The organism is Roseococcus pinisoli (genome assembly GCF_018413645.1).
In the GTDB taxonomy this organism is placed as follows: domain Bacteria; phylum Pseudomonadota; class Alphaproteobacteria; order Acetobacterales; family Acetobacteraceae; genus Roseococcus; species Roseococcus pinisoli.
In genome coordinates, this window is sequence record NZ_JAHCDA010000001.1 from 692,245 (window position 1) to 717,450 (window position 25,206).

The 25,206-nt window shown below is 69.4% G+C and carries 23 protein-coding genes; 6 read left to right on the forward strand and 17 right to left on the reverse strand.

The features are described 5' to 3' along the window. Positions 1 to 99: 99 nt before the first annotated feature. From KHU32_RS03315 to KHU32_RS03330, 4 genes are all read right to left on the reverse strand, one after another. Positions 100 to 1,188, reverse strand: coding sequence for an ABC transporter ATP-binding protein (locus KHU32_RS03315; RefSeq protein WP_213668603.1), 1,089 nt, complete (start codon positions 1,186 to 1,188; stop codon positions 100 to 102). A 70-nt stretch (positions 1,189 to 1,258) separates the two neighbouring features. After that, positions 1,259 to 2,164: a carbohydrate ABC transporter permease gene (locus tag KHU32_RS03320; protein ID WP_213668604.1), complete on the reverse strand. Its 906-nt coding sequence runs from the start codon at positions 2,162 to 2,164 to the stop codon at positions 1,259 to 1,261. Then, entirely contained in the window at positions 2,164 to 3,099 is a 936-nt protein-coding gene (locus KHU32_RS03325) for a carbohydrate ABC transporter permease (protein ID WP_213668605.1), read from the reverse strand. The genes KHU32_RS03320 and KHU32_RS03325 overlap by 1 nt, the downstream gene beginning before the upstream one ends. 64 nt (positions 3,100 to 3,163) lie before the next feature. Further along, positions 3,164 to 4,507: an ABC transporter substrate-binding protein gene (locus tag KHU32_RS03330; protein ID WP_249680522.1), complete on the reverse strand. Its 1,344-nt coding sequence runs from the start codon at positions 4,505 to 4,507 to the stop codon at positions 3,164 to 3,166. Between the two features lie 131 nt (positions 4,508 to 4,638). On the opposite strand from KHU32_RS03330, the gene KHU32_RS03335 reads away from it, so the two are divergent. The 3 genes from KHU32_RS03335 to KHU32_RS03345 are packed head-to-tail and all read left to right on the forward strand — an operon-like array spanning position 4,639 to position 7,345. Further along, entirely contained in the window at positions 4,639 to 5,745 is a 1,107-nt protein-coding gene (locus tag KHU32_RS03335) for an NAD(P)/FAD-dependent oxidoreductase (protein WP_213668607.1), read from the forward strand. Then, positions 5,742 to 6,716: a threonine ammonia-lyase gene (locus KHU32_RS03340; protein WP_213668608.1), complete on the forward strand. Its 975-nt coding sequence runs from the start codon at positions 5,742 to 5,744 to the stop codon at positions 6,714 to 6,716. The genes KHU32_RS03335 and KHU32_RS03340 overlap by 4 nt, the downstream gene beginning before the upstream one ends. A 5-nt stretch (positions 6,717 to 6,721) precedes the next feature. Then, the gene (locus tag KHU32_RS03345; RefSeq protein WP_213668609.1) at positions 6,722 to 7,345 is read left to right on the forward strand and encodes a DUF1345 domain-containing protein; all 624 of its coding nucleotides are present in this window, start codon (positions 6,722 to 6,724) and stop codon (positions 7,343 to 7,345) included. Positions 7,346 to 7,391: 46 nt separating this feature from the next. On the opposite strand, the gene KHU32_RS03350 is transcribed toward KHU32_RS03345, so the two are convergent. Continuing rightward, a complete protein-coding gene (locus KHU32_RS03350) occupies positions 7,392 to 7,952 on the reverse strand; it encodes a lipid-binding SYLF domain-containing protein (RefSeq protein WP_213668610.1) in 561 nt (186 codons plus the stop codon). A 113-nt stretch (positions 7,953 to 8,065) separates the two neighbouring features. On the opposite strand from KHU32_RS03350, the gene KHU32_RS03355 reads away from it, so the two are divergent. After that, on the forward strand, positions 8,066 to 8,704 hold the full coding sequence (locus KHU32_RS03355; RefSeq protein ID WP_213668611.1) for a glutathione S-transferase family protein: 639 nt from the start codon (positions 8,066 to 8,068) through the stop codon (positions 8,702 to 8,704). Positions 8,705 to 8,754: 50 nt separating this feature from the next. On the opposite strand, the gene KHU32_RS03360 is transcribed toward KHU32_RS03355, so the two are convergent. Continuing rightward, the gene (locus KHU32_RS03360; protein WP_408887835.1) at positions 8,755 to 10,080 is read right to left on the reverse strand and encodes a bifunctional heptose 7-phosphate kinase/heptose 1-phosphate adenyltransferase; all 1,326 of its coding nucleotides are present in this window, start codon (positions 10,078 to 10,080) and stop codon (positions 8,755 to 8,757) included. Positions 10,081 to 10,326: 246 nt separating this feature from the next. Here KHU32_RS03360 and KHU32_RS03365 point away from each other — a divergent pair, with 246 nt between their 5' ends. Then, positions 10,327 to 11,232: a hypothetical protein gene (locus KHU32_RS03365; RefSeq protein ID WP_213668613.1), complete on the forward strand. Its 906-nt coding sequence runs from the start codon at positions 10,327 to 10,329 to the stop codon at positions 11,230 to 11,232. Further along, positions 11,229 to 12,398, forward strand: coding sequence for a hypothetical protein (locus KHU32_RS03370; protein ID WP_213668614.1), 1,170 nt, complete (start codon positions 11,229 to 11,231; stop codon positions 12,396 to 12,398). Before KHU32_RS03365 ends, KHU32_RS03370 begins: the two co-directional genes overlap by 4 nt. 4 nt (positions 12,399 to 12,402) lie before the next feature. Here KHU32_RS03370 and KHU32_RS03375 read toward each other — a convergent pair whose 3' ends face one another. The 11 genes from KHU32_RS03375 to pstA all read right to left on the reverse strand — a co-directional run bounded on the left by KHU32_RS03375 (position 12,403) and on the right by pstA (position 25,205). Next, complete coding sequence (locus KHU32_RS03375) at positions 12,403 to 13,104, reverse strand: ABC transporter ATP-binding protein (RefSeq protein WP_213668615.1); 702 nt, start codon at positions 13,102 to 13,104, stop codon at positions 12,403 to 12,405. Further along, positions 13,104 to 13,859: an ABC transporter ATP-binding protein gene (locus tag KHU32_RS03380; RefSeq protein WP_213668616.1), complete on the reverse strand. Its 756-nt coding sequence runs from the start codon at positions 13,857 to 13,859 to the stop codon at positions 13,104 to 13,106. The genes KHU32_RS03375 and KHU32_RS03380 overlap by 1 nt, the downstream gene beginning before the upstream one ends. Next, on the reverse strand, positions 13,856 to 15,688 hold the full coding sequence (locus KHU32_RS03385; protein ID WP_213668617.1) for an ABC transporter permease: 1,833 nt from the start codon (positions 15,686 to 15,688) through the stop codon (positions 13,856 to 13,858). The genes KHU32_RS03380 and KHU32_RS03385 overlap by 4 nt, the downstream gene beginning before the upstream one ends. 14 nt (positions 15,689 to 15,702) lie before the next feature. Continuing rightward, positions 15,703 to 16,917, reverse strand: a complete 1,215-nt coding sequence (locus KHU32_RS03390; protein ID WP_213668618.1) for an ABC transporter substrate-binding protein — start codon at positions 16,915 to 16,917, stop codon at positions 15,703 to 15,705. 240 nt (positions 16,918 to 17,157) lie between these two features. Beyond that, positions 17,158 to 18,303 carry an acyl-CoA dehydrogenase family protein gene (locus KHU32_RS03395; protein WP_213668619.1) on the reverse strand — a complete coding sequence of 382 codons (1,146 nt, stop codon included), beginning with the start codon at positions 18,301 to 18,303 and terminating at the stop codon, positions 17,158 to 17,160. Positions 18,304 to 18,309: 6 nt separating this feature from the next. Then, the gene (locus KHU32_RS03400; RefSeq protein WP_213668620.1) at positions 18,310 to 19,512 is read right to left on the reverse strand and encodes an acyl-CoA dehydrogenase family protein; all 1,203 of its coding nucleotides are present in this window, start codon (positions 19,510 to 19,512) and stop codon (positions 18,310 to 18,312) included. A gap of 11 nt (positions 19,513 to 19,523) precedes the next feature. After that, positions 19,524 to 21,608 carry a 3-hydroxyacyl-CoA dehydrogenase NAD-binding domain-containing protein gene (locus tag KHU32_RS03405; protein ID WP_213668621.1) on the reverse strand — a complete coding sequence of 695 codons (2,085 nt, stop codon included), beginning with the start codon at positions 21,606 to 21,608 and terminating at the stop codon, positions 19,524 to 19,526. A 356-nt stretch (positions 21,609 to 21,964) separates the two neighbouring features. Next, the gene (gene phoB, locus KHU32_RS03410) at positions 21,965 to 22,681 is read right to left on the reverse strand and encodes a phosphate regulon transcriptional regulator PhoB (RefSeq protein ID WP_213668622.1); all 717 of its coding nucleotides are present in this window, start codon (positions 22,679 to 22,681) and stop codon (positions 21,965 to 21,967) included. A gap of 12 nt (positions 22,682 to 22,693) precedes the next feature. Then, complete coding sequence (gene phoU, locus KHU32_RS03415; protein ID WP_213668623.1) at positions 22,694 to 23,416, reverse strand: phosphate signaling complex protein PhoU; 723 nt, start codon at positions 23,414 to 23,416, stop codon at positions 22,694 to 22,696. Positions 23,417 to 23,427: 11 nt separating this feature from the next. Continuing rightward, positions 23,428 to 24,219 (reverse strand): phosphate ABC transporter ATP-binding protein PstB, encoded by a 792-nt coding sequence (gene pstB / locus KHU32_RS03420; RefSeq protein WP_213669650.1) that lies wholly within the window; start codon positions 24,217 to 24,219, stop codon positions 23,428 to 23,430. Positions 24,220 to 24,284: 65 nt separating this feature from the next. After that, on the reverse strand, positions 24,285 to 25,205 hold the full coding sequence (gene pstA / locus KHU32_RS03425) for a phosphate ABC transporter permease PstA (protein ID WP_213668624.1): 921 nt from the start codon (positions 25,203 to 25,205) through the stop codon (positions 24,285 to 24,287). Position 25,206: the final 1 nt, after the last annotated feature.

Consider the following 25,206-nt stretch of genomic DNA (forward strand, 5'->3'; position numbering starts at 1 on the left):
ACTCGGGCCGCGGGCGCGTCCAGACCTCCGGCGGCGCCTGCCGGACGAGGACCCCACGGGCGGAGGCTCCGCCCTGGGGGGCCTCGCCAGGGGCTGGTCCTAGAGCACCCGGCCCGATTTGGCGTCCAGCAGGTGCATGTTGTTCATGTCGGCCGAGAGGACGATCGGCACGTTGGGCTCGGCCAGGACGGTGGGCTCCAGCCGCGCGCAGCAGTCGCGCGCCTCGCCCAGGTGGAAATGCGCGAGGGTCTCCATGCCCATGGGCTCGATGACCTCGGGCGTGATGGTGATGTCGGCGCGGTTGGGCAGGCCGGGGCGATGGTCGGTCAGGTGCTCCGGGCGGATGCCGAACAGCAGGTCCATCCCCGGCGCGCCGGCATAGCGCGCGCGCCGCGCCTCCGGGATGGGCAGCACCGCGCCGCCCGGCAGGTGCACGGCGCCATTCTCCACCCGCGCGGGGAGGAAGTTCATCGCGGGGCTGCCGATGAAGCCCGCCACGAAGCGCGTCGCCGGATGATGGTAGAGCTCCTGCGGCGGGCCGACCTGCTCGATCAGGCCCTGGTTCATCACCACCACGCGGTCGGCCAGGGTCATGGCCTCGACCTGGTCATGCGTGACGTAGACCGTGGTGGTGCGCACGGTCTGGTGCACCTTCTTGATCTCGGTGCGCATCTGCACGCGCAGCTTGGCGTCCAGGTTGGAGAGCGGCTCGTCGAAGAGGAAGACCTTGGGGTCGCGCACGATGGCGCGGCCCATGGCGACGCGCTGGCGCTGGCCGCCGGAAAGCGCCTTGGGCTTGCGGTCGAGCAGGGGCGTGATGTCGAGGATGCGGGCCGCCTCGTCGACGCGCCGCTTGATCTCCGCCTTGGGGAACTTCCGCAACGTCAGGCCGAAGGCCATGTTGTCGAAGACCGACATGTGCGGATAGAGCGCGTAGTTCTGGAAGACCATCGCGATGTCGCGGTCGCGCGGGGGGATGTCGTTCACCACCGTGCCGCCGATCGCGATGTCGCCCGACGAGATTTCCTCGAGGCCCGCGATCATGCGCAGCGTGGTGGACTTGCCGCAGCCCGAGGGGCCGACCAGGACGACGAATTCGTGATCCTCGATCTCCAGGTCGATGCCCTTCACCGCCTGGACGTCGCCCTCGTACATCTTGACGATCTTGCGAAGCGAGACTTGCGCCATAAAAGATTCCCCTGTTGGCCCGGCCGGTCCACGCCGTCGCACCTGGGGCACGACGGCGATCGGGCGGGCTTCAGCCCTTGGTGGCGCCGGCGGTGAGGCCGGCAATGTAGTAGTCCATGAGGAACGCGTAGATGACGACGGGCGGCAGCGCCGCAAGCAGCGCGCCGGCCATGATCTGCCCCCAGGCGAAGGTGTCCGCGCGCACCAGCTGCGAGACGATGCCGATCGTCAGCGGCATCTGGTCCGGCGTGGTGACGAAGGCCGTCGGATAGACGAAGGCGGCCCAGGACACGGTGAAGGCGAAGATGGTCGCCGCGATGATCCCGGGCATCGCGACGGGGATGAAGATCTTCGTCAGCATCTGCATCCAATTGGCGCCGTCGATCAGCGCCGCCTCGTCCAGCTCCTTCGGAATGGAGGCGAAGTAGCCGATCATGATCCAGGTGCAGAACGGTACGGTCAGCGTCGGATAGACGAGCACCAGCCCCCAGATGGAGTTCAGCAGCCCCAGCCCGCCCACGATCTGGTAGAGCGGGATGAAGAGCAGCGTGTCCGGCACCAGATAGGTGAGGAAGACGCCGGTCGCGAGGAACTGGCTGCCGAAGAAACGCATGCGCGCCAGCGCGAAGGCGGCCAGCACCGAGATCACCATGGTGATCAGCACGACCAGCCCGGTGATGATGAAGCTGTTCAGGAAGAAGCGCAGGAACATCGTGTTGCCGAGCAGCGCGGTGTAGTTCTCCGCCGTCGGATTGCGGACCAGCCAGGGATTGCCCTGCATGTTCGCGATCTCGGCGCTGCCCTTCAGGCTCGTGATGAACATGTAGACCGGGGGCGCGAGGAAGATGATCGTGGCCAGGATCAGCGAGGCATAGGCCGTCCAGAGGGCCCAGCGCCTCTCGCTCGAGAGGCTCCCGGCCTTGCTGTAGATGCCGCTGCCCTTGGCGACATCTTTCGAAGCGGTCGCAGCCGACATCACATTTGCTCCTTGTTCCGACGGGTCACGCCGCGCAGCACGAAGAAGGCGCAGACCGCGAGGATCGGCAGCATGAAGAGGGAGACGGCCGCGCCGCGCGGGATGTTTCCGCTCAGGATGCCGACCTGGAAGGCGTAGCTCGCAAAGACATGCGTGAGGTCACGTGGGCCGCCATTCGTGAGCACGCGCACGATGTCGTAATTCGCGAAGGTCACGATCAGGCTGAACAGCACCGTGATGGAGATGATGTTCGCCATCATCGGCACGGTGACGTAGCGCAGGCGCTGGAAGCCCGTGGCGCCGTCGATCGCCGCGGCCTCGTAGAGCTGCTCCGGCACGCTCTTCAGCGCGGCGAGGTACATGATCATGAAGAAGGGCGCGCCCACCCAGACGTTCACGATGATGATGGCCGCGCGCGCCCAGATCGGCTCGCCGAGCCAGGGCACCGGCGGCGCGCCGACGATGGAGATCAGGTAGTTGATGGAGCTGTAGGAGGGGTCGTACATCCACCACCAGCCGAGCGTGGACAGCGCGGGCGGAATGACCCAGGGCACCAGCAGCATGCCGCGCCATTTGCGCTGCCCCTTGGTCGGGATGTGATGCAGCATATGCGCCAGCCAGAAGCCGATCAGCGCCTTCGCGATCACCGCCGTGATGGCGAAGATGCAGGACTGCCAGACCACGTTCCAGAAGGTGTCGGTGTCGAACAGGATCTCGAAATTGCCGAGGCCGATGCTGCGTTCCATCGTCCGGTTCAGCGTCGAGAGATAGACGCCATAGGCGGCCGGATAGGCGACGAGGCAGACGATCACCAGCAGAAGCGGCAGGGTCATCAGGAAAGCGATGGTGGACCGGCGCCGCGTGAAGCGCCTCAGGCTGCCCGTCCCGGGCTGCGGCGCCAGGCGGGTGTCGACGGAGAGGGTGTCGGCGGACATTTGGAGGTCTCCTGCCCTGCATCAAAGGTGGGCGGGGACGACGCCCCCGCCCGAGATGCCGGCGTTAGCCGCGGGCGAAGTTGCGCAGCTCGCGCTCCGCCCAGTTGAGCGCCTGGTCGATCGTTTCGCCGCCCTGGGCCACGCGGGCGATCATCTTGGTGTTGACCGCCTGATTGTAGCCCTGCACCGCGATCTCCGCCGGGGCCGGCGCGAAGGCGATGTTCTGCTGGGCGTGGTGATGCGGCTTGACCGGGTAGTTGAAGACCACGCCCGTGGGCGGGCCTTCGGTTTCCCAGATCTTGAAGTCCGTCATCGTATTGAAGGGCGGGATGTCGTAGCCGGAGCTCGTCGTCGTCTGAGCCTCGGCCTGCTCGCGCTCGGAGAGGAATTCCAGCAGCGCCTTGGCCGCCGGCTTGGCGCGGCTGAAGCTCCAGATGCCCCAGAAATACGGCAGGTAGGGCGTGAAGCGGCCCTGCGGACCCGCCGGCATGGGGAAGGTCCAGCACTTCTCCGCCACCGCGGGGGCGTCGCGCCGGGCGACCGCCCAGGTCGAGGGCGGGTTGAAGATGAGCGCCGAGCGGCCCGAGATCAGGGCGCGGTTGTTCGACGCATCGTCCCAGGCATAGACGTCATTGGGCAGGAAGCGGCAGAGGCGGACCGCATATTCCAGCACCTGCCGCACCGCGGGGTTGCTGCGCACCGTCACATTGCCGCGCTCGTCGACCAGCGTCGCGCCGAAGCTGCGGAACATGGAGCCGACCCAGTCCACCGCGTCGCTGAAGCTGCCCAGCGGCAGGCCGAAAGGCACCTGGGCCTGCGCGCATTTCTCGGCGGCGATCAGGAAGTTGTCCCAGTTCCATTGGTCGACGCCGGGGCCGGTCTGGTTCGCCGCCGGATACATGGCCTGCACGTCGATGCCCGCATGCTGCTTCAGCAGGTCGAAGCGGGCGAGGGACGGCTTCTGCTGGCTGCCGGAAACGGCCGGGATCGCGACCCACTTGCCGTCCCGCTTGGCCAGGTATTCGCCGATCGGGTTCACCGGCCCGTATTTGGCGACCAGGCGGCCGATCACGTCGTCCACCGGCTCCAGCAGCCGGGCATGCGCCGCCGGCTCCCAGGTCGGGAAGCTGAGGATGTCATGCCCCGAGCGGCTCTGCGCCTGGGCGGCGATGGTGAGCAGGTTCTGGTTGCCGACCGAGGTGATGAAGTCCACCTGCACGTCCACGCGGTTGCGCTGGCCCCATTCGGCGCAGAGCCGGCGCATCACGTCGTTGCCGACGGGAACCCAGTGGTCCCAGAAACCGCAGCGGAGCGTGCCGCCCGTGCCCTGCGCGTGAACCATCGGAGCCGAGAGGACGCCTGCGGCGATCACTCCGGCCCCCGAGCGCAGCGTTGTGCGCCGGGTCATCCCGTTCCCTGCCATCTTGAACCATCCCTGTGTTTTCTTGTGCGGTCTGCGCCGCCGTCCCGAGGTTAGGCGGTCTGCGCCGGGCAGCGCAACCGATTGCTGCAATCCTCAGCAGGTATGAAGATAGCGGAATGAACACGCAGAGTTTCGATGCCCTCGTCATCGGCGCCGGCATCGCCGGGGCCACCGCGGGCGCCCATCTTTCCACCACGCATCGCGTGGCGCTCCTCGAGGCCGAGGAGACCGCCGGCTATCACACGACGGGGCGCTCCGCCGCGATCTGGATCCTCAGCTATGGCAGCGAGGACGCGCAGATCCTGACCGGCGCCTCGCGCGACTTCCTCGAGGAGCCCCCGCCGGGCTTCACGGAGGTGCCGCTCGCCCATCCGCGCCCCGTGCTCAACGTGGCAAAGGCGGAGGACCTCGCGGATCTGGAGCAGACGCTGCAGCATGGCCGCGTGCCCCTCAGCCTCGCCGAGGCGAAGGCGCTGGTGCCGGCGCTCAGGCTCGATGCCCTGGCCGGCGCCGCGATCGAGCACGATGCCTTCGACATCGACATCGCCGCGCTGCACCAGGGCTTCCTGAAGCAGATCCGCGGCAATGGCGGCACGCTGACGCTGCGCCACCGCGTCGGCCGGATCTGGCGCGAGAACGGCCTCTGGCATGCCGAGGCGGCCAATGGCGCCGTCCACTCGGCGCCCGTGATCGTGAACGCGGCCGGCGCCTGGGGCGACGTGGTGGCGGGGATCGCGGGCGTCGCGCCCATCGGCCTGCAGCCCAAGCGCCGCACGGCCCTCATCATCGATCCGGGCCCCTACGACACGGCGGACTGGCCGATGGTCGTGGACGTGAACCATTCCTGGTACGTGCGGCCCGAGGCGCGGCGCAAGCTCATGGTCAGCCCGGCCGACGAGACCGACAGCGAGCCCATGGACGCGCAGCCTGACGAGCTCGACGTCGCCATCGCCATCGACCGGATGCAGCAATGCCTCGACATCCCGGTGACCCGCGTGGAGCACCGCTGGGCGGGGCTGCGCACCTTCACGCCGGATCGCGGCCTCGCGATCGGCCCCTCCGAACAGCCCGGCTTCCACTGGTTCTGCGGCCAGGGCGGCTATGGTATCCAGACCGCGCCGGCGGCGGGGCGACTGCTCGCCCAGCTGATCCGGGGCGACACCCTCGACGCGGACATCCTTCCCGCCGTCGCGCCCACCAATCCACTGAGGTTCGCCCGATGACCCTTCCCGATTTCGACGATGTTCGCGCCGCGGCCGAGCGGCTCAAGGGCCGCATCCGCCGCACGCCCATGCTGCGCCACCGCGCGCTCGACGCGGCCGCCGGCGGCGTGGTGCTCGTCAAGCCGGAGCCGCTGCAGGTCACGGGCAGCTTCAAGTTCCGCGGCGCGACCAATGCCTCGCTGCGCCTCGGCGAGGCGGCCCGCAAGGGCGGCGTGGTCACGCATTCCTCAGGCAATCACGGCCAGGCCGTGGCCGCGGCCTGCCACGCCCTCGGCATGCCGGCGCTGATCGCCATGCCGCAGGACGCGCCCTCGGTGAAGGTCGAGGCCACGCGCGCCTGGGGCGCCGAGATCCACTTCTTCGACCGCCACAACACCGACCGCGAGGCGCTGACCGCCGAGCTCGCGCAGAAGCGCGGCGCGACGGTGGTGCCGCCCTTCGACCACCCGGACGTCATCGCCGGCCAGGGCACCGCGCTGCTCGAACTGCTGGAGGATGCCGAGGCGGCCGGGCTGAAGGTCGACCAGTTCGCCATCAACACCGGCGGCGGCGGCCTGCTGGCGGGCTCGGCGCTCTCCGCCAAGGCGCTGGCGCCCCAGGCGAAGATCTATGCCGTCGAGCCCGAGGGCTGGGACGATTACGGCCAGTCCCTGCGCGCCGGGGAGCGCGTGCCGGTCGACGGCAAGGGCGCGGGTCTCTGCGATTCCCTGCTCTCCAAGGTGCCGGGCGTGTTGACCTTCGCGATCAACTCCCCGCGCGTCGCCGACGGGCTGTCGGTCACCCCGGCGGAGGTCTTCGCGGCCATGCGCTTCGCCTTCACGCATCTGAAGGTGGTGGTGGAGCCGGGCGGCGCGGTCTCGCTGGCCGCGCTGCTGGCCGGCAAGCTGGAGACGCGGGACCGGGTGACGGCGCTGATCCTCAGCGGCGGCAATGTGGACGCCGCCGTCTTCGGCCAGGCCATGGCAGCCTGATCCCCATGCCGCTCGCCGCCACGCTCCGGCACAGCTTCCTGCTGCGGGCGCTGGCGGCGGGCCTGCTTGTCTTTGGTGTCCTGTCCCTCGTCCTGCCTTTGCGGCAGGCGGGGATGCTGGGCTGGTGCGCCAATGTCGGCGCCTATGCCGCGCTGCTCTTCGCCTATCTCGGTGATGCGGACCCCGACACCATGCGCCGCCGGGCGCAACAGCTGGCGGAGGGCCGCGCGGTCGTGCTCACGCTTGCGCTGCTGGTGGCGACGGCCTCGCTCCTGATCGTCGCCCTGCTGCTCGCCACCCGCAACCAGGGCGCGACGGAGCAGGTGCTCTCGATCTTCGTCATCATCGCGGCGTGGTTCTACCTGCACCTGCTTTTCGCGCAGGAATATGCCCACGAATTCTGGATGACGGGCGAAGGGCTGGACTTCCCGGGCGGCGAGGACGAGCCTTCTTTTGGGGAATTTCTCTATTTCGCCTTCGTGGTCGGCTGCACCTTCCAGGTCAGCGACGCCACCACCAATACGCCGCGCATGCGGCGCATCGTGCTGCTGCACGGCATGACGGCCTTCTGGTTCAACACCGTGATCCTGGCTTCCGCCGTCAGCACGGTGCTGAGCCTGGCCGGTTGAACGAGGGCCGGGCAGCGGCAAGCCGCGCCCAGCCCGGATACCCGAATCAGGTCGGGTTGATACGCGTGATCTTCGTGCCGTTGAGCGCGATCGCGGCCATCAGGCCCTGCTGGTTGAAGGTGATCGCATAGACCGGCTCCGTCAGCGTCGTGGAGGTCGCATTGGCCTGCACGCCGCGGTCGAGCACCACGACGCTCGGCCCGGTGCCGATTTCCCAGCCCTCGGCGTTCATCAGCGCGCGCAGGGCTTCGTCCGTCATGAAGAACATGGCGAGGCCCGCGGCCTGGGCGCCGGCCAGCAGGCCGAAGGACAGGCCCGCGATGTTGAAGTAGCCGGCATTGGTTTCGCCGCGCATCAGCGCGCCTTCGCCGAACTGGCCGCCGACGATGAAGCCGCCGCTCACGATGCGGGGAAACACCAGCACGGCCTTCGCGCTGCGGAAGAGCGGCGCGGCATTCTCCATTCGATGCAGGCGCACCAGCGAGGCGCTGACATCGGCGTTGATCTCGCTGCGGGTGGCGGCCTCGGCGCGCCGGGGAACGACCAGTGGCGCGGCGGCGAGGAAGGGAAGCAAGGTGGCGGCACGAGCCAGCTGTCGGCGTTGCATGGGAGACTCCTGTTGCTCGGATAGCACGGACCACAAACGCTCCCGTGGGGGGGAGGTTGCACCCGCCCCGAGGCCGGGCGACCTTGCGCGCCATTGCCTTGGGAGAAAGCGACTTGATCCGGATTCTCGGCCGCGCGAACAGCACCAACGTCTGGAAGCCCCTGTGGGTGCTCGAGGAGCTCGGCCTCCCCTACGAGCGCAGCGATGCCGGTATGGAGCACGGCGTGGTCGACACGCCCGAATACCGGGCGCTGAACCCCAATGGCCGCGTGCCCTCCCTCCGGCATGGCGAGGTGGAGCTGTGGGAGAGCAATTCCATCTGCCGCTACCTCTGCCTGGTGGCCGGCGGCGACGCCAAGGGCCTCTACCCGACGGAGCCGGGCCGCCGCGCCAGCGTGGACCGCTGGCTGGACTGGCAGCTCTCCACCCTCTCGCCGGTCGAGCGGGATCTCTTCTGGGGCATGGTGCGGACGCCGGCCGAGAAGCGCGACATGCAGGCCGTGCGCCGCGCCGTGGAGGGCAGCGCGAAGTGCTGGGCCATCCTGGAGAACCGCCTGGGCGATGGGCGCCGCTACATCGACGGCGACACGCTGACCTTGGCCGACATCATCCTCGGCTGCTACGCGCGGCGCTGGTTCGGGCCTGAGGTGCGGGTTTCGGACATGCCGGAATTCCCGAAGCTCGAGACCTGGTTCGCCCGCCTCGGCGAGCGGCCGGGCTTCCAGCGCTTCGTCGCGCCTGAGCTGTTCTGAAGTAGCAGGAGGCGCCCGGTCCGGCACGGTGTGCCGGACCGGGCCCTCGATCAGGGGGTCACGCGGACCTCGCCGCCCCATTCGCGCAGCAGGGCCGCCAGTTCGCCGCCGCCGGCATGGCTGGCGACCAGCACGTCCGGGCGCAGCAGGCGCAGCAGTTCCTCGCCGCCGCTATCGGCACCGATCGCGACCAGATCGACTTCCGGCCGCTCTGCAAGGCTGTCCGCCGCCTCGCCTTCGCCCGCCACGCCCACCAGCAGCCGGTCGCACCAGCGGCGCGCCTGCTCGGTCAGGGCCGGCGGACAGGGCTCGCCATTCACCTGCAGCAGGCCGATGCGCCAGCCGCGATGCTTCCAGCGTTCGATCACCTCGGCGGCGAGCGGCAGGGAGACGAGCTTGCGCGCCGCGCCGCGGCCGGGCGTCAGCCCTTCCAGCAGTTCCTCCGCCCGGACGGGCGCGATGCCCGACTTGCGGCTAACGATGCCCAGCGCGAGGGCGGCCAGCCGCGCCACGGAGGCGAGCGACAGGCCGGTGGCCATGCCGGCCGCCACGACCGCGACCACGGCATCGCCGCCGCCCGCCGGGTCATGCACCTCGGAGGCCTCGGCGCGGAAATGGCGGATCGTCTCGGTGCCGTCGGCCTCGACCTCGAGCAGGGTGAGGCCTTCCGGCGCTCGCGGCACCAGCACGGCGCCGAAGGAATGCGCCCGGCGCAGCGCGCTCGCGGCAGCGGCGACGCTCGCCTCATCATGCACGGGCATGCCCGTCGCGCCGGCGAGCTCGGCCGGTTCGGGGATGATGAGGTCGGCGCCCGCGAAGCGCCCATGATCGCCGCCCTTCGGGTCGACCACGATGCGGCGGCCGGCCGCCTTGGCGGAGGCGATCAGGCGCGCCGGGATATCGCCCGCCAGCACGCCCTTCCGGTAGTCCGAGAGCACGAGGGTGGTGGTCGCGGCCACCGCGTCGGACGCGATCTTGACCAGGCGATCGGCCAGGCGGGGATGGATGGGAGCGGATTGCTCCCGATCGGTGCGCAGCAGGTGCTGGCCGCCGGCGACGAAGCGCGTCTTCATCGTGGTGGCGCGGCCGCCCTGCACGAGCAGCCAGGGCTCGACGCGCGGCTGGCCGCCGATCAGGCCGGTGAGGTCGCTTCCCGCCTGGTCGTCGCCCACGACGGAAACGAAGGCCACGGCCGCGCCCAGCGCGGTGAGGTTGCGCACGACATTGCCGGCGCCCCCGGGCAGCGCGACCTCGCGCTCGACGGTGAGGATGGGCACGGGGGCTTCGGGGCTGACGCGATCGACCGTGCCGTAGACATAGCGGTCCACCATGGCGTCCCCGACGACGAGGACGGTGCCACGCGCCAAGCCTCGCACCGCCTCCGACAACTGCGCGGGTGTCGCCGCGTCATGAATGGGCGAAGAAGGAGTCTCTGGCATTGGCGATGGCCTAGCGCACGACATGAACGGCCGCAATAAAATGTGACAAAGCTCGTAACGGTTTCATCCGGATTTTTGTCGTGCGCTTCTTTCTTGCCGAGGTCTGCCGAAATGCCAGCCTAGCGATTCATTAAGTTTTGCCGACGGAAAATGGGCCGTGGCGCAGGAAGGGCCGCGGATTTCATGTTTTTTCCCGTCTCGGTGGATTGGCGAACCGCCCTCGCCGCGGCGCCGGCCGGCGGCCTGGCCCTGTTCAATCCCGCGCGCGGCCCCCTGGCAGTACGGCAAGTGGCGCGCGCCCTGCTGGAGGAGGCCGCGGTGCTGGGCGGTGGGCAGGTGCTGCATCTGCCGGGCGGCGACCTGCTGGTGGGGGCGCAGGCGGCGCCTGGTCTCCGGGCCGGCCAGCTCATCGCGGAGCTGACCGGGAAGATGCCCGAAAGCTGGCCCCTCCCCGAAGGACGCGCGCAGGCCGAGGCGCGTTGCCGCAACGCCTCCCCCGCCGGGGAACTACCCACCCTTGCGGCGCTGGAGGCGCGATGCGCCGCCCTGCCGGTCACGGAGCTGTCCCGTCTCACCTTTTTCGCGGAGGGCACCAGCGAACGCCCCGTCGCGCAGCGGCTGGCTCCCGTCTCGCTGGGCCTGCCGGATCCCGGGCTGGAAGCGTTGGCGCGCGAATGGATCTGTCGCCGGTTGCTGGCCGCGCTCGCCGATCCCGCCCAGCGAAGCGCCCTTCCCGCGCTCTGGCCCGAGCTCCGGCTGATCCTCGATCTGCCGCAGGGCGGCCTTTCGAAAGGGGCGGCGACGGGGAGCGGGATCGGCGCCCTCGCCCTGCTGCCGCTGGTCTCGCGCGCCGATCCCGCGCGCTTCGCCTCGACCGAGGCAAGCCTTCGCGCCGCCGGCTGGGCGGTGGGCCTGGTAGCGACGGATGCCCGCGCCCTGGACTGGGTGGAGGCGCCAGGTGCCGCCTGGGCCGTGCCGGTCTCCGCGGTGCCTCCCAGACAGCTCCCGGCCCAGCTGATCCTCCTGGGCCAGCCCGTGCCCGACTGGGCCCGCAGGCCCGGCGTGCTGCACGAGGTCCAGACGCCATGAGCCAGGCCGCGCCCGACCTGTTCTGGGAGGGCAGCGCGCCCATGCGCGACGCCATGGCCCTGGTGACGCTCGCCCGGGAATGCGTGGCCTCCGGCGTGGAGCGGCGGGCGCTCTACCTGCGCCTCTCGCTGCTGCCCGCCCGGCTGCGCGACCCGCGCCATCACCGCCTGGTGCGCGAGGTGCTGGCGCCCGTGCTGCGCCCGACACGGGCCCGGCTCTACGAGCTTCCCGGCGGCGACCTGGTCGTGCTTTCGCCCCCGCCCGGCGAGCATCTCGACGAGGTGCGAAAAAGCGTCTGCCGCGTGCTGCCCGAAATGGCGCGGGACAGCGCCATGCCCCTCCTGCGGCTGCCGGCAGAATCGGCCCGGATGCTGAGCCTGCTGGAGGCGGCGCTGGGGCTGCAGGCCTTGCCAGTCGCGGCGCAGGAAATCGCAGCAGCGCTGCCCATCCCCTCGTCCGCCGAGATGGACGCGGCGCTCCGCGCGCTGGCGACGGCCAATCTCTCCGCCTATCTGCGCCGGCAGACGATCTGGCGGCTGGTGGCCGGCGACGAGGAGCCCCAGCCGATCTGGACCGAGCTCCGCCCGCATGTGCCGGATATCGCCGCTGCGCTCCTTCCCGGTCGGGCGCTCGCCGCCCATCCAGCTTTCGCGCGCCGCTTCCGCCACGCCGCGGAGCGCCGGATCCTGGCCGAGCTCTCCCGGCCGGAAGAGGCGAGGAAGCTGGGCGCGGCCTGCCTGCCGCTTGGCCTCGGCACGGTGACGGAAGCGGAGTTCCTGCGGCTCGAAGCCGTGCTCGGACCGCGCGGCCGGCGCGACCTCGTGGTCTGCATTCCGGTCGAGGAGATGCTGCTGGACCCGGCCGGTTTCGCGCTCGCCCGCGAACTGGCGGATCGGCGCGGCTGGCGGCTGGGCCTCGACGAGATGGAGCCGGAATTGCTGCCGCTGCTTCCCGCCTCGCGCCTTGATCTCCCGCTGCTGCGGCTCCGCTTCCGGCCGCAACTGGTCTCCGGGGATGGCGCCCTGCGCGCGACTTGGGACGCGGCGCTGCCGGCCGATCGCTCGCGCATCGTGCTGATCGGCGCCGACGCGCCGGTCGCCGTCGCCTGGGCCTGGCAGCGCGGCATCACGCTCTTCGGCGGACGCGTGCTGGAGGCGCGCCTTTGATCCCCTAGACCGTGAGGTACTGCGCGCGCGCGGCCTCGTCGGCCATCAGCGCCTCCATGCGGCCTTCCCAGCGGATCGCGCCCTTTTCCAGCACGCAGGCGCGGTCGGAGACGAGGCGCGCGAAATGCAGGTTCTGCTCGCTCAAAAGCACCGTCAGCCCTTCGCGCTTGAGGGCGAGGATGGCCTCGGCCATGCGCTCGATGATGACGGGGGCCAAGCCCTCGCTCGGCTCGTCGAGCAGGATGAGACGGGGATTGCCCATCAGCGTGCGGCCGATGGTGAGCATCTGCTGCTCGCCGCCGCTCATGCGGCCGCCCGGGCGCTTGCGCATGGCGCCGAGGCTGGGGAAGAGGGCGAAGACGCGCTCCGCCGTCCAGGGCGCGAGGCCCTCGCGCGCCGGCATGCGGCCGACCTCCAGATTCTCCAGAACGGAGAGCTCGGTGAAGATGCGGCGCTCCTCGGGGACATAGCCGATGCCGCGGCGCGCGATCTCGAAGGGTTCGCGGCCGGCGATGTCCTCGCCCCGGAAGCGCACCGCGCCGGAGGTGGGGCGCAGCAGGCCCATGATCGACTTCATCGTCGTGCTCTTGCCCGCGCCATTGCGGCCGAGCAGCGCCAGAACCTCGCCCTCGCCCGCGCGCAGCGTCACGCCCTGGAGGATATGCGCCCGGCCGTAATGCGCGTGGAGGTCCGTGACGTCGAGCATCAGCTGTAGCCGTGAGTCGCGCCGGTGCCGAGATAGACCTCCCGCACGCGCGCATCGCGGCGGACCTCGGCGGGTAGGCCTTCGGCGATGGGCTTGCCGCGGTCGAGCACCAGGATGCGGTCCGCATGGGCGAAGACGACGTCCATGTCGTGCTCCGTGAAGAGGACGGCGATGCCGCCCTCGCGCGCGATCCGGGCGGCGAGTTCCATGAGCGCCACGCGCTCGGCCGGCGCCATGCCCGCCGTGGGCTCGTCCATCAGCAGGAGGGAGGGGTCATTGGCCAGCGCCACCGCCAGCTCCACCCGCTTGAGGTCGCCATAGGCCAGCACCCCGCAGGGCCGCGCCGCCTGGCCCGCCATGCCCACCCGATCGAGCAGCGCCATGGCCCGCGCCGGATCCTGCTTCGAGACCGGATTCCAGATGTCGTAGAGCCGGCGCGCGTGGCTCAGCAGCGCCATCTGCACGTTCTCCAGCACGGTCATGGAACCGAAGGTCGCGGTGATCTGGAAGGTGCGGCCCACGCCCATCCGCCAGATCCGGCGCGGGGCGAGGCCTGTGATCTCCTGCCCGCGCAGCTTTACCGAGCCGCGGTCGGGACGGAGCTGGCCGTTCAGCATATTGAAGCAGGTGGATTTCCCCGCGCCGTTCGGGCCGATCAGCGCCAGAAGCTCGCCGGCCGCGACGCTCAGCGACACGCCGGAGACCGCCTGGACGCCGCCGAAGCTCTTGTGCAGGTCGCGGACCTCGAGCGTCACGACCGCCCCTCCCGGCGCCCCAGCGCGCCGGCGAGGCCCTGCGGGAAGAAGAGCACCAGCGCCAGGATGATGATCCCGAGGAACAGGCGCCACAGGTCGAAGGCCCGCATGAGCTGCTCATGCAGCCAGGTATAGGCCAGCGCGCCCGCGATCGGGCCGCTCACCGTCTTCACGCCGCCGAGCAGCACCATCAGCAGCCCATCCACGCTGCGCGAGATGCTCATATAGGTCGGGAAGACGCTGCCCTTGGAATAGGCGAAGAGCCCGCCCGCGATGCCCGCCGCAACGGCCGCGAGGATGAAGGCGAACCAGCGGATCCGGAAGCCGTCCATGCCGATGGCCTCGGCGCGCAGCGGACTGTCGCGCCCCGCGCGCAGGGCGTAGCCGAAGGGCGCGAAGATGGCGCGCCGCAGCAGCATCACCGCCCCCACGCAGAGCGCCAGGGAAAGGTAGTAGAAGACCAGCTTCGACTGCGCCCAGGCGCTGGGCCAGACGCCGAGGATGCCGTTGTCGCCGCCCGTCATCTCCACCCATTGGAAGGCGGTGGACCAGGCGATCTGCGCGAAGGCCAAGGTGAGCATGGCCGCATAGACGCCGGAAAGCCGCACGCAGAAGAAGCCGAAGACGAGGCCGCCGAGCCCCGCCATGAAGGGGGCAGCGAGCAGGCCGAGCTCCATCGGCGCGGCGAAGTGCCGCACCAGCAGGGCCGCCCCATAGGCGCCGAAGCCGAAATAGGCCGCGTGGCCGAAGCTCGCCATGCCGCCCGGCCCCATGATGAAATGGAGGCTCGCGGCGAAGAGCATCATGATCGCGATCTCGGTGAAGACGATCAGCGCGTAGTCGCCGAGGAAGGGCGGCACGATCACCGCGAGGAGGAGAAGCCCGAGGCCCGCCCACCGTCGCCAGGGCGAGGCCGGGAGGTAGGGCGGCTCCGGCGCCGCGGCGGCATGGGCGGTGGAGGGCGCGCGGCCCAGCAGCCCGTGCGGGCGGATCACCAGCACGACGGCCATCACCAGGAAGGCCAGGACCAGCGTGATGCGCGGAAAGATCAGGATGCCGAAGGCCTGGAGCTCGCCGATCAGCAGCGCGGCCAGGAAGGCGCCGGGCAGCGAGCCCAGCCCGCCGACCACCACCACCACGAAGGCCTCGACGATGACGACGAGGTCCATCTGCAGGTTCACGCTCTCACGCGGGATCTGCAGCGCGCCGCCCAGCCCGGCCAGGACCGAGCCCAGGAAGAAGACCGTGGTGAAGAGCGCGCGCTGGTTCACGCCGAGCGCGCCGACCATCTCGCGGTCGGCCGTGGCGGCGCGCACCAGCGTGCCCCAGCGCGTGCGGTTGAAGAGCAGCCAGAGCAGCGCCAGCACCACCGGCCCCACGGCGATCAGGAAGAGCTCGTAGAGGGGGAAGCGCACGCCCAGCACCATGGTGGCACCGCGCAACCCCGGCGCGCGGGGGCCCAGCAGGTCCTGCGGCCCCCAGATCAGCAGCGCGACATCCTGCACGATGAGCACGACGCCGAAGGTGGCGAGAAGCTGGAACAGCTCCGGCGCCTTGTAGATCCGGCGCAGCAGCAGCACCTCGATCAGCACGCCGACGACGCCCACGATCAGCGCGGCGAGGGCCACCCCGCCCCAGAAACCCAGATGCCCGCGCGGAAGCTGGGTGACCAGCGTCCAGGACAGGTAGGCGCCCAGCATGTAGAGGCTGCCATGCGCGAAGTTCACGATGCGCGTGACGCCGAAGATCACCGTGAGGCCGGAGGCGACAAGGAAGAGCGAGGAGGCGGTGGCCAGCCCGCTCAGCCCCTGGACCAGGAGGTTCTCCAAGGACGCGGCGCCGGCTAGCCCTGCGGACGCATGGACCGCACGACATCGTCGGTCGGCAGGTAGTTCTTCCCGTCGCAATAGCGCCAGTTCAGCATGACGCCGCGGCCGTCGCGCAGGCCGGTCTTGCCGACATAGGCCCCCATCGTCGCCTGGTGGTCGAGGGCGCGGAATTCGGACTCCGCCTCGCCGAAGGCGCCGCTGTAGGTGAGGCCCGACATGCCGTCCACCATGTGCTCGGTCTCGGTGGAGCCCGTCTTGCGCAACATGGCGGCGATGGCCGTCACGGTATCGGCGCCCACGATGCTGCCCAGCTTCGGCAATTCGTTGAAGCGGGCGCGATAGGCATCGCGGAAGCGGACGTGGCCGGGATTCTGGATATCGGCCACGGGATATCCGGTGACGATCCAGCCCTCCGGCGCCTCGTCGCCCAGGGGGCCGAGATATTCCGGCTCGCCGGTCAGCATGGAGACGACGGTGCGACCCTCGAAGAGGCCGCGCGTGGTCCCTTGCCGCACGAAGTTCGTGAGGTCGGTGGCGAAGGTCACGTTGAAGATAGCCTGCGGATTGGCGCTGGCCAGCGCCTGCACCGTGGCGCCGGCATCGATGCGGCCCTGCGCGGGGAACTGCTCGGCCACGAAGGTCGTGCCGGGCTTGGCGCGGAGCAGCAGCTCCTTGAACCAGCGGACGGCGGACTGGCCGTACTCGTAGTTCGGCGCGACGGTGGCCCAGCGCATCGGCGGCAGCTTGGCCGCCTCCTCCACCAGCATGGCGGCCTGCATGTAGGTGCTGCAGCGCAGGCGGTAGGTGTAGCGATTGCCGCGCGACCAGACGAGCGCATCGGTCAGCGGCTCGGAGGCGACGAAGAGGCGGCGGTTCTGGTTCGCGAAATCGCTGAGCGCAAGGCCGACATTGGAGAGGAAGCCGCCCGCGAGGATATGCACGCGCTCGTTGTTCAGGAGCTCGCCCGCGTGGCGGACGGCATCCTCCGGCTTGCCGGCATCGTCGCGGAAGACGGTCTCGATCCGCCGGCCGTTGATGCCGCCGGCCGCGTTGACCTCATGCTGGATCAGCGCCCAGGCGTTGCGGTAGGGCGCGAGGAAGGCCGGCTGAGCCGAGTAGGAATTGATCTCGCCAATCCGGATCGGCCCCTCCTGCGCGATCGCGGCGGGCGCGGCCAGCGTGGCCGCGGCGCTCAGCAGCGCAGTGCGGCGGGGAAGCACGAAAGACATGGCAAGGCTCCAGGATGACGGCGGCATCCAAGCAAGCGGCGAGCAATGCCGCAATGCAAAATCCGGAAAATCAGCGCTTTAGAGGCGGTTATCCCCTGCCATCAGGGAAGGTCGACCAGGCGCTTTGCGCGAGGGATAGTCCGATGCGCGATCGGCCCGCAATGGCCGAGCGAGGAAGGCGATCTGGCGCCCCGACGCAGGGAGGCCCGAAGACCTCCCCGCGCCCGGGCGCCGGATCTGTCAGGCCGCCTGGACGAGGCCCCCGGCATCGGCCAGGGCGCGGAGGTGATGGTCGGTGTCGCCGAACATCGCCTCGTTCACGGTCAGGCGCTTGAAGTAATGGCCCGCGCCGTATTCCATCGTCATGGCGATGCCGCCATGCAGCTGGATGCTCTGCTGGCCCACGAAGCGCTGCGAACGCCCGATCTGGGCCTTCACCGCGTGCATGTTCTTCCGCCGCTCCACGGCATCGCTGCCCTGCGCGGCCATGGTCGCGAAATAGGCCATGCTGCGCGACTGCTCGAGCGCCACGAGCATGTCGGCGGCGCGGTGCTGCAGCGCCTGGAAGGTGCCGATGACCTTGCCGAACTGCTGGCGGGTCTTGAGGTAGTCCAGCGTCATGTTGTGGACGACCTCCATCGCGCCGATCGCCTCGGCGGCGAGGGCCGCGATGGCCTCGTCCACCACGCGGTCGAGGATGGGCAGGCCGCCCTCGGCGTCGCCGAGCACGGCATGGGCGCGGGCATTGGTGAAGTCCACCTCGGCCGCGCGGCCGCCATCGACCAGGCGGAAGCCACGAACGTCCACGCCCGGCGTCTTCGCCGAGACGAGGAACAGGCCGATACCGCCCTTGTCGCGCTGGCCGCCGGAAACGCGGGCCGAGACGACGAACCAATCGGCCGTGTCGCCGTGCAGCACCATGCCCTTGCGGCCGGTGATGGCGTAGCCCTCGCCGTCCTTCTTCGCCGTGGTCGTCACGTCGAAGAGGTCATAGCGCGACTGGCGCTCGACCTGGGCGAGCGAGATCAGCGCCTCGCCCGCGGCGATGGCCGGCACCAGCTCGCCGCGCAGCGCAGCGTCGGCGCCGTGGCGGAGGAAGCCGCCGCCCAGCACGACCGTGCTGAACCAGGGCTCCAGCGTGATGTGGCGGCCCATCTGCTCGGCGACGAGCATCGTCTCCTCGGGACCGCCGCCGAAGCCGCCATCCTCTTCGGAGAAGGGCAGGCCCAGCAGGCCGAGCTCGGCATACTGCGCCCACATCTCGCGGCTCCAGCCGGTCTCGCTGGCCATATAGGCCTTGCGATTCTCGAAGCCGTACTTCGCGGTCAGGCTCTTGCGGATGCTGTCCTGCAGGAGGGCCTGGGACTCGTTGAGATCAAAATCCATGTGTTTTCAGAGCCCCAGGAACGCTTTGGCCATGATGTTCCGCTGGATCTCGTTGGATCCACCGTAGATGCTCTGCTTGCGCCAGTTGAAGTAGATCCCGGCAAGGCCGAAGGCCCAGTCAGGCGCCACATCCCACTCGTTGGTGCCCTCGGCATCTGGATCGCCGTCGACCCAGGCATAGGGGCCGGCCGCCTTCATCAGAAGCTCCGACACGCCCTGCTGGATCTCCGTGCCCTTGATCTTGAGGACCGAGGTCGTGGGATCGGGCTTGCCGGTGCCGGCGCGCTTGGTCTCGTTGGCGATGACGCGCATGACGGACATCTCGAGCGCCTTGAGCTCGACTTCCATCTCCGTCACCTGGCGCCGGAACTCCGGATCCTCGATGAGGGGACGGCCGCCATCCATCGTCTCCTTGGCGATGGCCTTGAGCCGGCGGATGCGCTCGCGCGAGGCGCCGACGCGGGCCTGGCCGAAGCGCTCGTTGCCCAGCAGGAACTTGCCGCAGTCCCAGCCCTTGTTGACTTCGCCGACCAGCAGGTTCGCGGGGACCTTCACGTCGTCGAAGAAGACCTCGTTCACCTCATGCCCGCCCTCGATCGTGATGATCGGGCGTACCGTGATGCCGGGGGTCTTCATATCGACGAGGAAGAAGGAGATGCCCTCCTGCTTCTTCGCGTTGGGATCGGTGCGGGCGAGCACGAAGATCCAGTCCGCGTGCTGGGCGAGCGTCGTCCAGGTCTTCTGGCCGTTGATCACCCATTCGCCGTTCTCGAGGACGGCCTTGGTCTTGAGGCCCGCGAGGTCGGAGCCGGCGCCGGGCTCGGAGAAGCCCTGGCACCACCAGTCGTCGAGGTTGAGCATGCGGGGCAGGAAGCGCTCCTTCTGCTCCTTCGTGCCGAACTGGATGATGACCGGGCCGCACATGTTGATGTTGAAGCCGAGCGGCATGGGCGCCGGCCACATCTGCAGCTCCTCGCGGAAGATGTACTTCTGCGCGGGCGACCAGCCGGGGCCGCCGTATTCGGCGGGCCATTCCGGCGCCGCCCAGCCCTTCTTGTTCAGCTTGCGCTGCCATTCGACGACCATCTCCTTGGTCGGCGACTTGCCCGAGATCAGGTGCTGGCGCGTGGCGTCCGGCAGCTCGGCCGCGAGGAAGGCGCGAACCTCCTCGCGGAAAGCGACCTCGGCATCAGTGAAGCGAAGTTCCATGGATGCGTCTCCTAGGCCGCGCGCTTGACGCCGAAGGAGGCGAAGTTGCCGCCCTCAGCCGCGAGCTGCTCGATTAGTTTGGCCGGCTTCAGGTTGGCGTCCCCGGTCAGCTCGGCATAGTGCTCGAGCCGGTCGCGGACGTTCTTCAGGCCCATGCGGTCCGCCCAGAACATCGGGCCGCCGCGCCAGGCCGGCCAGCCGAAGCCGTTGCAGAACACCACGTCGATGTCGACGGCGCGATAGGCCACGCCTTCCTCGAGGATGCGCGCGCCCTCGTTCACCATCGGCAGCAGCATGCGCTCGAGAATCTCCTGATCCTCGATCTTGCGGCGGCGGACCTGCAGCTTCTCCGCGACGTCGAGAATGATGGCCTCGACCTCGGGATCGACGAGGCGCGTGCGCTTCTCGTCGTACATGTACCAGCCCTTGCTGGTCTTCTGGCCGAAGCGGCCGAGCGCCACGACCGCATCGGCGATCGGCGCCACGGTGCCGCGCGCCTTGCGGACGGCCGCGCCGATGTCGAGGCCGGCGAGGTCACCGGTCGCGAGCGGGCCCATGGCCATGCCATAGGTCTCCATCACGCGGTCGATGTCCTGGGGCAGGCAGCCTTCCAGCAGCAGCTTCTCGACCTGCGGGGTGCGCTTGCCGGTCATGCGGTTGCCGACGAAGCCGTCGCAATTGCCGACCAGCACCGGCAGCTTGCCGATGCGCTTGCCCACTTCCGTCGCCGTCGCGATGGCGTCGAAATTGGTCGCGGCGCCACGGACGTTCTCCAGCAGGCGCATCACATTCGCCGGCGAGAAGAAGTGCATGCCGATGACGAGCTCAGGGCGGCTGGTGGCCGAGGCGATCTCGTCGATCGAAAGCGTGGAGGTGTTGGAGGCGAGCACGACGCCCGGCCGCGCGAGCTTGTCCAGCTTCGCGAAGATCTCCTTCTTCACTTCCATGTTCTCGAACACGGCCTCGATCACGAGGTCCGCGTCCTTGACCACGTCGAGGGTGGTGCTGCCCTTCAGGAAGGAGCGGCGCTTCTCGTACTCGGCCTGGCTGAGGCGGCCGCTCTTCAGCGTGCGCTGCCAGTTGGCGTCACAGCGCGCGAGGCCCTTGTCCAGCGCCTCCTGCGTCGTCTCGACGATGGTGACGGGGATGTAGTTGTTCGCGAAGTTCATCGCGATGCCGCCACCCATGGTCCCGCCGCCGATCACGACCGCGTTCTTCACCGGCAGGGACTTCGTGCCCTCGGGCATGCCCGGGATGCGCTGCGCCTCGCGCTCGCCGAAGAAGACGTGGCGGAGCGCCTGGCTCTGCTCGCCGGAGACGAGGCGCTGGAACTGCTCGCGCTCGATCGCCAGGCCTTCGTCGAAGCTGGTGGTCAGCGCGGCGCGGACGGCGGTCACGCAGCCCTTCGGGCTCTCCTGCCCGCGCGAGCGCTTCAGCAGCGCGGCGGCGGCGGCGTCGAAGGCGGCCAGGTCGGCGCCCTTGATCTTGTCCGTGCGGTGACGCGCGAGGGTGAAGGTGTCGCCGGCATGGGCACGCGCCCAGGCCACGGCCGAGGCCTCCAGCGGCTCGTCCACGATGGCATTGATGAAGCCGAGCTTCACCGCCTCGCCGGCCGAAATCGGCTCACCGGTCACGATGATCTTGAGGGCGGCTTCGCCACCGATCATGCGCGGCAGGCGCTGCGTGCCGCCGGCGCCGGGCACGAAGCCGCGCTTCACCTCGGGCAGGCCCACCTGCGCCGAGGCCAGGGCCACGCGCGCGTGGCAGGCGAGCGCCAGCTCCAGCCCGCCGCCGAGCGCCGAGCCATGGATCGCGGCCACGACCGGCACCTTGCAGTTCTCGATCTCGTCGAAGACCTCGGGGAGGCTCGGCGGCTGCCGGGGCTTGCCGAATTCGGTCATCTCCGCGCCGGCGGAGAACATGCGGCCGTCGCCGATCAGCACGATGGCGCGGGCGCCTTCCTTCACGGCGGCGCGGATGCCGAGGTGAAGCCCCTCGCGGACGCCGGTCCGGAGCGTGTTGACGGGGGGATTCGCAATGCGGAGGACATGGATGTCCCCATCGCGCGCGTGTTCGACAAAGCGCTCTTCGGCCATGGACTGGCTTCCTCGTTCCAAGAATAGGTCGTTGCGGGACTTTCCTTCCGAGGCGTCGTGCCTGTCAACGGCCGCCGGGCCGCGCCGACGCAACGAGTTTCATCGATATCGCGGAACCCAAGGGAAAAGGCCGTATTCCCCTCGACCCCCGACCGACCGGATGGTCGGCAAAGCGCTCCGGCGCGCCGGCATTAGGACCGATACGGACGGCCGTGAGACGTCCGGCGGGGCCGCCCGGCCGGAAAGAGGGCACCAGGTTGCGTGTGGGAGAGGGGGTGGGAATCGGCGAGAGGGACGCCCTGGAGGCGTCCCGCGGCCATCAGGAGCCGGCGAAGGGGGCAGAGCCCCCTTCCTGGTCAGCCGTTATCTGCGTCCAGCGCGTAGCCGGCCGAGCGAACGGTGCGGATCAGGTCCACCTCGCCCTCGGCATTGATCGCCTTGCGCAGGCGGCGGATGTGGACGTCCACCGTGCGGAGCTCGACATGGATGTCGCGCCCCCAGACGGCGTCCAGCAGCTGCTCGCGCGTGAAGACGCGGCGCGGATGCGAGAGGAAAAACTCCAGCAGCCGGTATTCGGTGGGGCCGAGGTGCAGCGCGCGGCCGTTCCGCGTCACGCGATGCGCATCCTGGTCCATCGACAGGTCCAGATAGGTGATGCTGCCCTTCGCCGAGACGTTGGACGCCCGGCGCAGCAAGGCGCGGATCCGCGCGAGCAGCGCCTCCACCGCGAAGGGCTTGGCGATGTAGTCGTCCGCGCCGGTGTCCAGGGCGCGCACGGCGTCCTGGTCCTCGGTGCGGGCGGTGACCATGATCACGGGCAGGTCGCGCGTCGCGGGGCGGCGGCGGATCTGCCGGCAGACCTCGATCCCCGACATGGCGGGCAGCATCCAGTCGAGCAGCACCAGGTCCGGCTTGGCCTCGGAGATGCGCAGCAGCGCCTCCTGTCCATCCGTCGCCTCGTCGACATGGAAGCCCTGGCGCTCGAGATTGTAGCGCAGCAGCGCGAGCAGCGGCGCTTCGTCCTCGACCACCAGGATGGTGGGCTTCCCCCCGCCGTTGAAACCTTCGGGCATCGGCATGCTTCCTTAGCCTGGAGGATTGACCACGGCGGAGGAGGAGATGTCCGCCTTCGGGCGCTCATCCGTCAACGCCTCGCCCAGCACCGCGAAATGCACGCGCTCGGCGATATTGGTGGCGTGGTCGCCGATCCGCTCCAGGTTCTTCGCGATGAAGAGCAGGTGCGTCGCGGCCGTGATGTTGCGGGCATCCTCCATCATGAAGGTCAGCATCTCGCGGAAGATGCCGTTGTAGATGCCGTCGATCGGCTCGTCATTGGCCCAGACCGCATCGGCCTTCGCCGCGTCGTTCTCGACCAGCGCGTCGATCGCGCTCTTAAGGTTCTCCTGCACCAGCTCGGCCATGCGGCCGAAGCCGTTCAGGCTGCCCATGCGGGGCTGCTGCGAGACGACGATCGCGCGCTTCGCACCGTTGCGGGCGTAGTCGCCGATGCGCTCGAGGTCCTGGCTGATCTTCATGCAGGCGATGATCAGGCGCAGGTCGGCGGCCATGGGCTGGCGGAGGGCGAGCAGGCGGACGCAATACTGCTCCACCTCGCGCTCCATGCCGTCGAGCGCCGCGTCGCGGGCGACGACCTCGGCGGCGAGGACGCTGTCGCGCCGCATCAGCGCATCGACGGAATCGGCCACCTGGCGTTCCGCGAGGCCGCCCATGCGGGCGATCATGTCGCGCAGGCGCCGGAGCTCGTCGCCGTAGCTCGTGACGATGTGGGTCCGCGGGTTGGTCGGCATGTCGCTTCTCCTCAGCCGAACCGGCCGGTGATGTATTCTTGCGTCTTGGGGTGCTTGGGCGCGGTGAACATCGCGGCCGCCGGCGCCACCTCGATCAGCTCGCCCAGGTAGAAGAAGGCCACCTGGTCCGCGCAGCGCGCCGCCTGCTGCATGTTGTGCGTCACGATCGCGATGGTGAACTCGTTCTTGAGCTCGTCGATCAGCTCCTCGATCTTGAGGGTCGAGATCGGGTCGAGCGCCGAGGTCGGCTCGTCGAAGAGGATGACCTCCGGCCGCACCGCGATGGTGCGCGCGATGCAGAGGCGCTGCTGCTGGCCGCCGGAGAGGCCCATGGCGCTGGCCTGCAGGCGGTCCTTCACCTCGTTCCAGATGGCGGCGCGGCTCAGCGCCCATTCCACCCGCTGGTCCATCTCCGACTTGGAGAGCTTCTCGTGCAGGCGCACGCCGAAGGCGATGTTCTCGTAGATGGTCATCGGGAACGGCGTGGGCTTCTGGAACACCATGCCAACCTTCGAGCGCAGCTCGTTGAGGTCCACGCGGGCGTCCAGCAGGTTCTCGCCGTCGAGCAGCACCTCACCCTCGGCGCGCTGGCCGGGGTAGAGGCTGTACATGCGGTTCATGACGCGCAGCAGCGTCGACTTGCCGCAGCCCGAGGGGCCGATCATGCCGGTCACCTGGCGGTCGGGGAAGTTGAGGTTGATCCCCTTCAGCGCCTTGGGAAGGCCGGCACCGTAGTAGAAGTCGAGGTTGCGGATCTCGATCCGGTTCCGGACGTTGATGACGGCATCGGAGCGAACCTGCATGCCGCCGAAGCTGCCATTCGGATCGACGGTCATCTGGGTTTCGGAGTTCATGATCTTCTCCTGGCTTACTTGCGCTTGCGCAGGAGAACCCGCGCGATGACGTTGATGGAGAGCACGCCGAGCGTGACGAGCAGCGCGCCCGCCCAGGCGATGTCGACCAGGTCCGGGAAGCCGGAATTGGCCTGCTGATAGATGGCGATGGGCAGGCTCGCCATCGAGCGGCCCAGATCCCAGCTGGTCACGCTGTTGCCGAAGCTGGTCAGCAGCAGCGGCGCCGTCTCGCCGGTGATGCGGGCGAAGGCCAGCAGCACGCCGGTCACGATGCCCGAAAGGGCCGCGCGCCAGGTCACGAGCGTGATCATCTTCCATTTCGGCGCGCCCAGGCCCACCACGGCCTCGCGCAGCGTGTTGGGGATCAGCGTGAGCATGTCCTCGGTGGTGCGGACGACGACGGGGATGACGATGATGGCCAGCGCCAGCGAGCCCGCAAGGCCCGAGAAGCCGCCCATCGGCAGCACCACCATCTGGTAGATGAAGAGACCGATGAGGATGGACGGGGCGGAGAGCAGGACGTCCGAGACGAAGCGGATGGCCTCGCCCAGCTTCGAGCCGCGCGCATATTCCGCGAGGTAGGTGCCTACCAGCAGCCCGATCGGCGTGCCGACGACGGTGGCGATCGCCGTCTGGATCAGCGAGCCGACGATCGCGTGGAAAAGTCCGCCGCGGATGGCGTCCGGATCGCCATAGGTGGTCGGTTCGAACTCGCGGGTGAGCACCGTGAGGTCGAGCGCCCCGAAGCCGCGATAGATCAGCGTGGCAAGGATGGAGGCCAGGAAGATGAGGCCAATGATCGTCGAGCCGATGCAGGCCCAGCGGACGATCCCGTCCACCGCGCGGCGGCGGCGCCCGAGGGCACGGGCGGTCGCCTGGTCCTTGGCGGGGGCGGCCGCCATCTGAAGGCCAGTGAGGCTGGTCGTGGAGCTCATG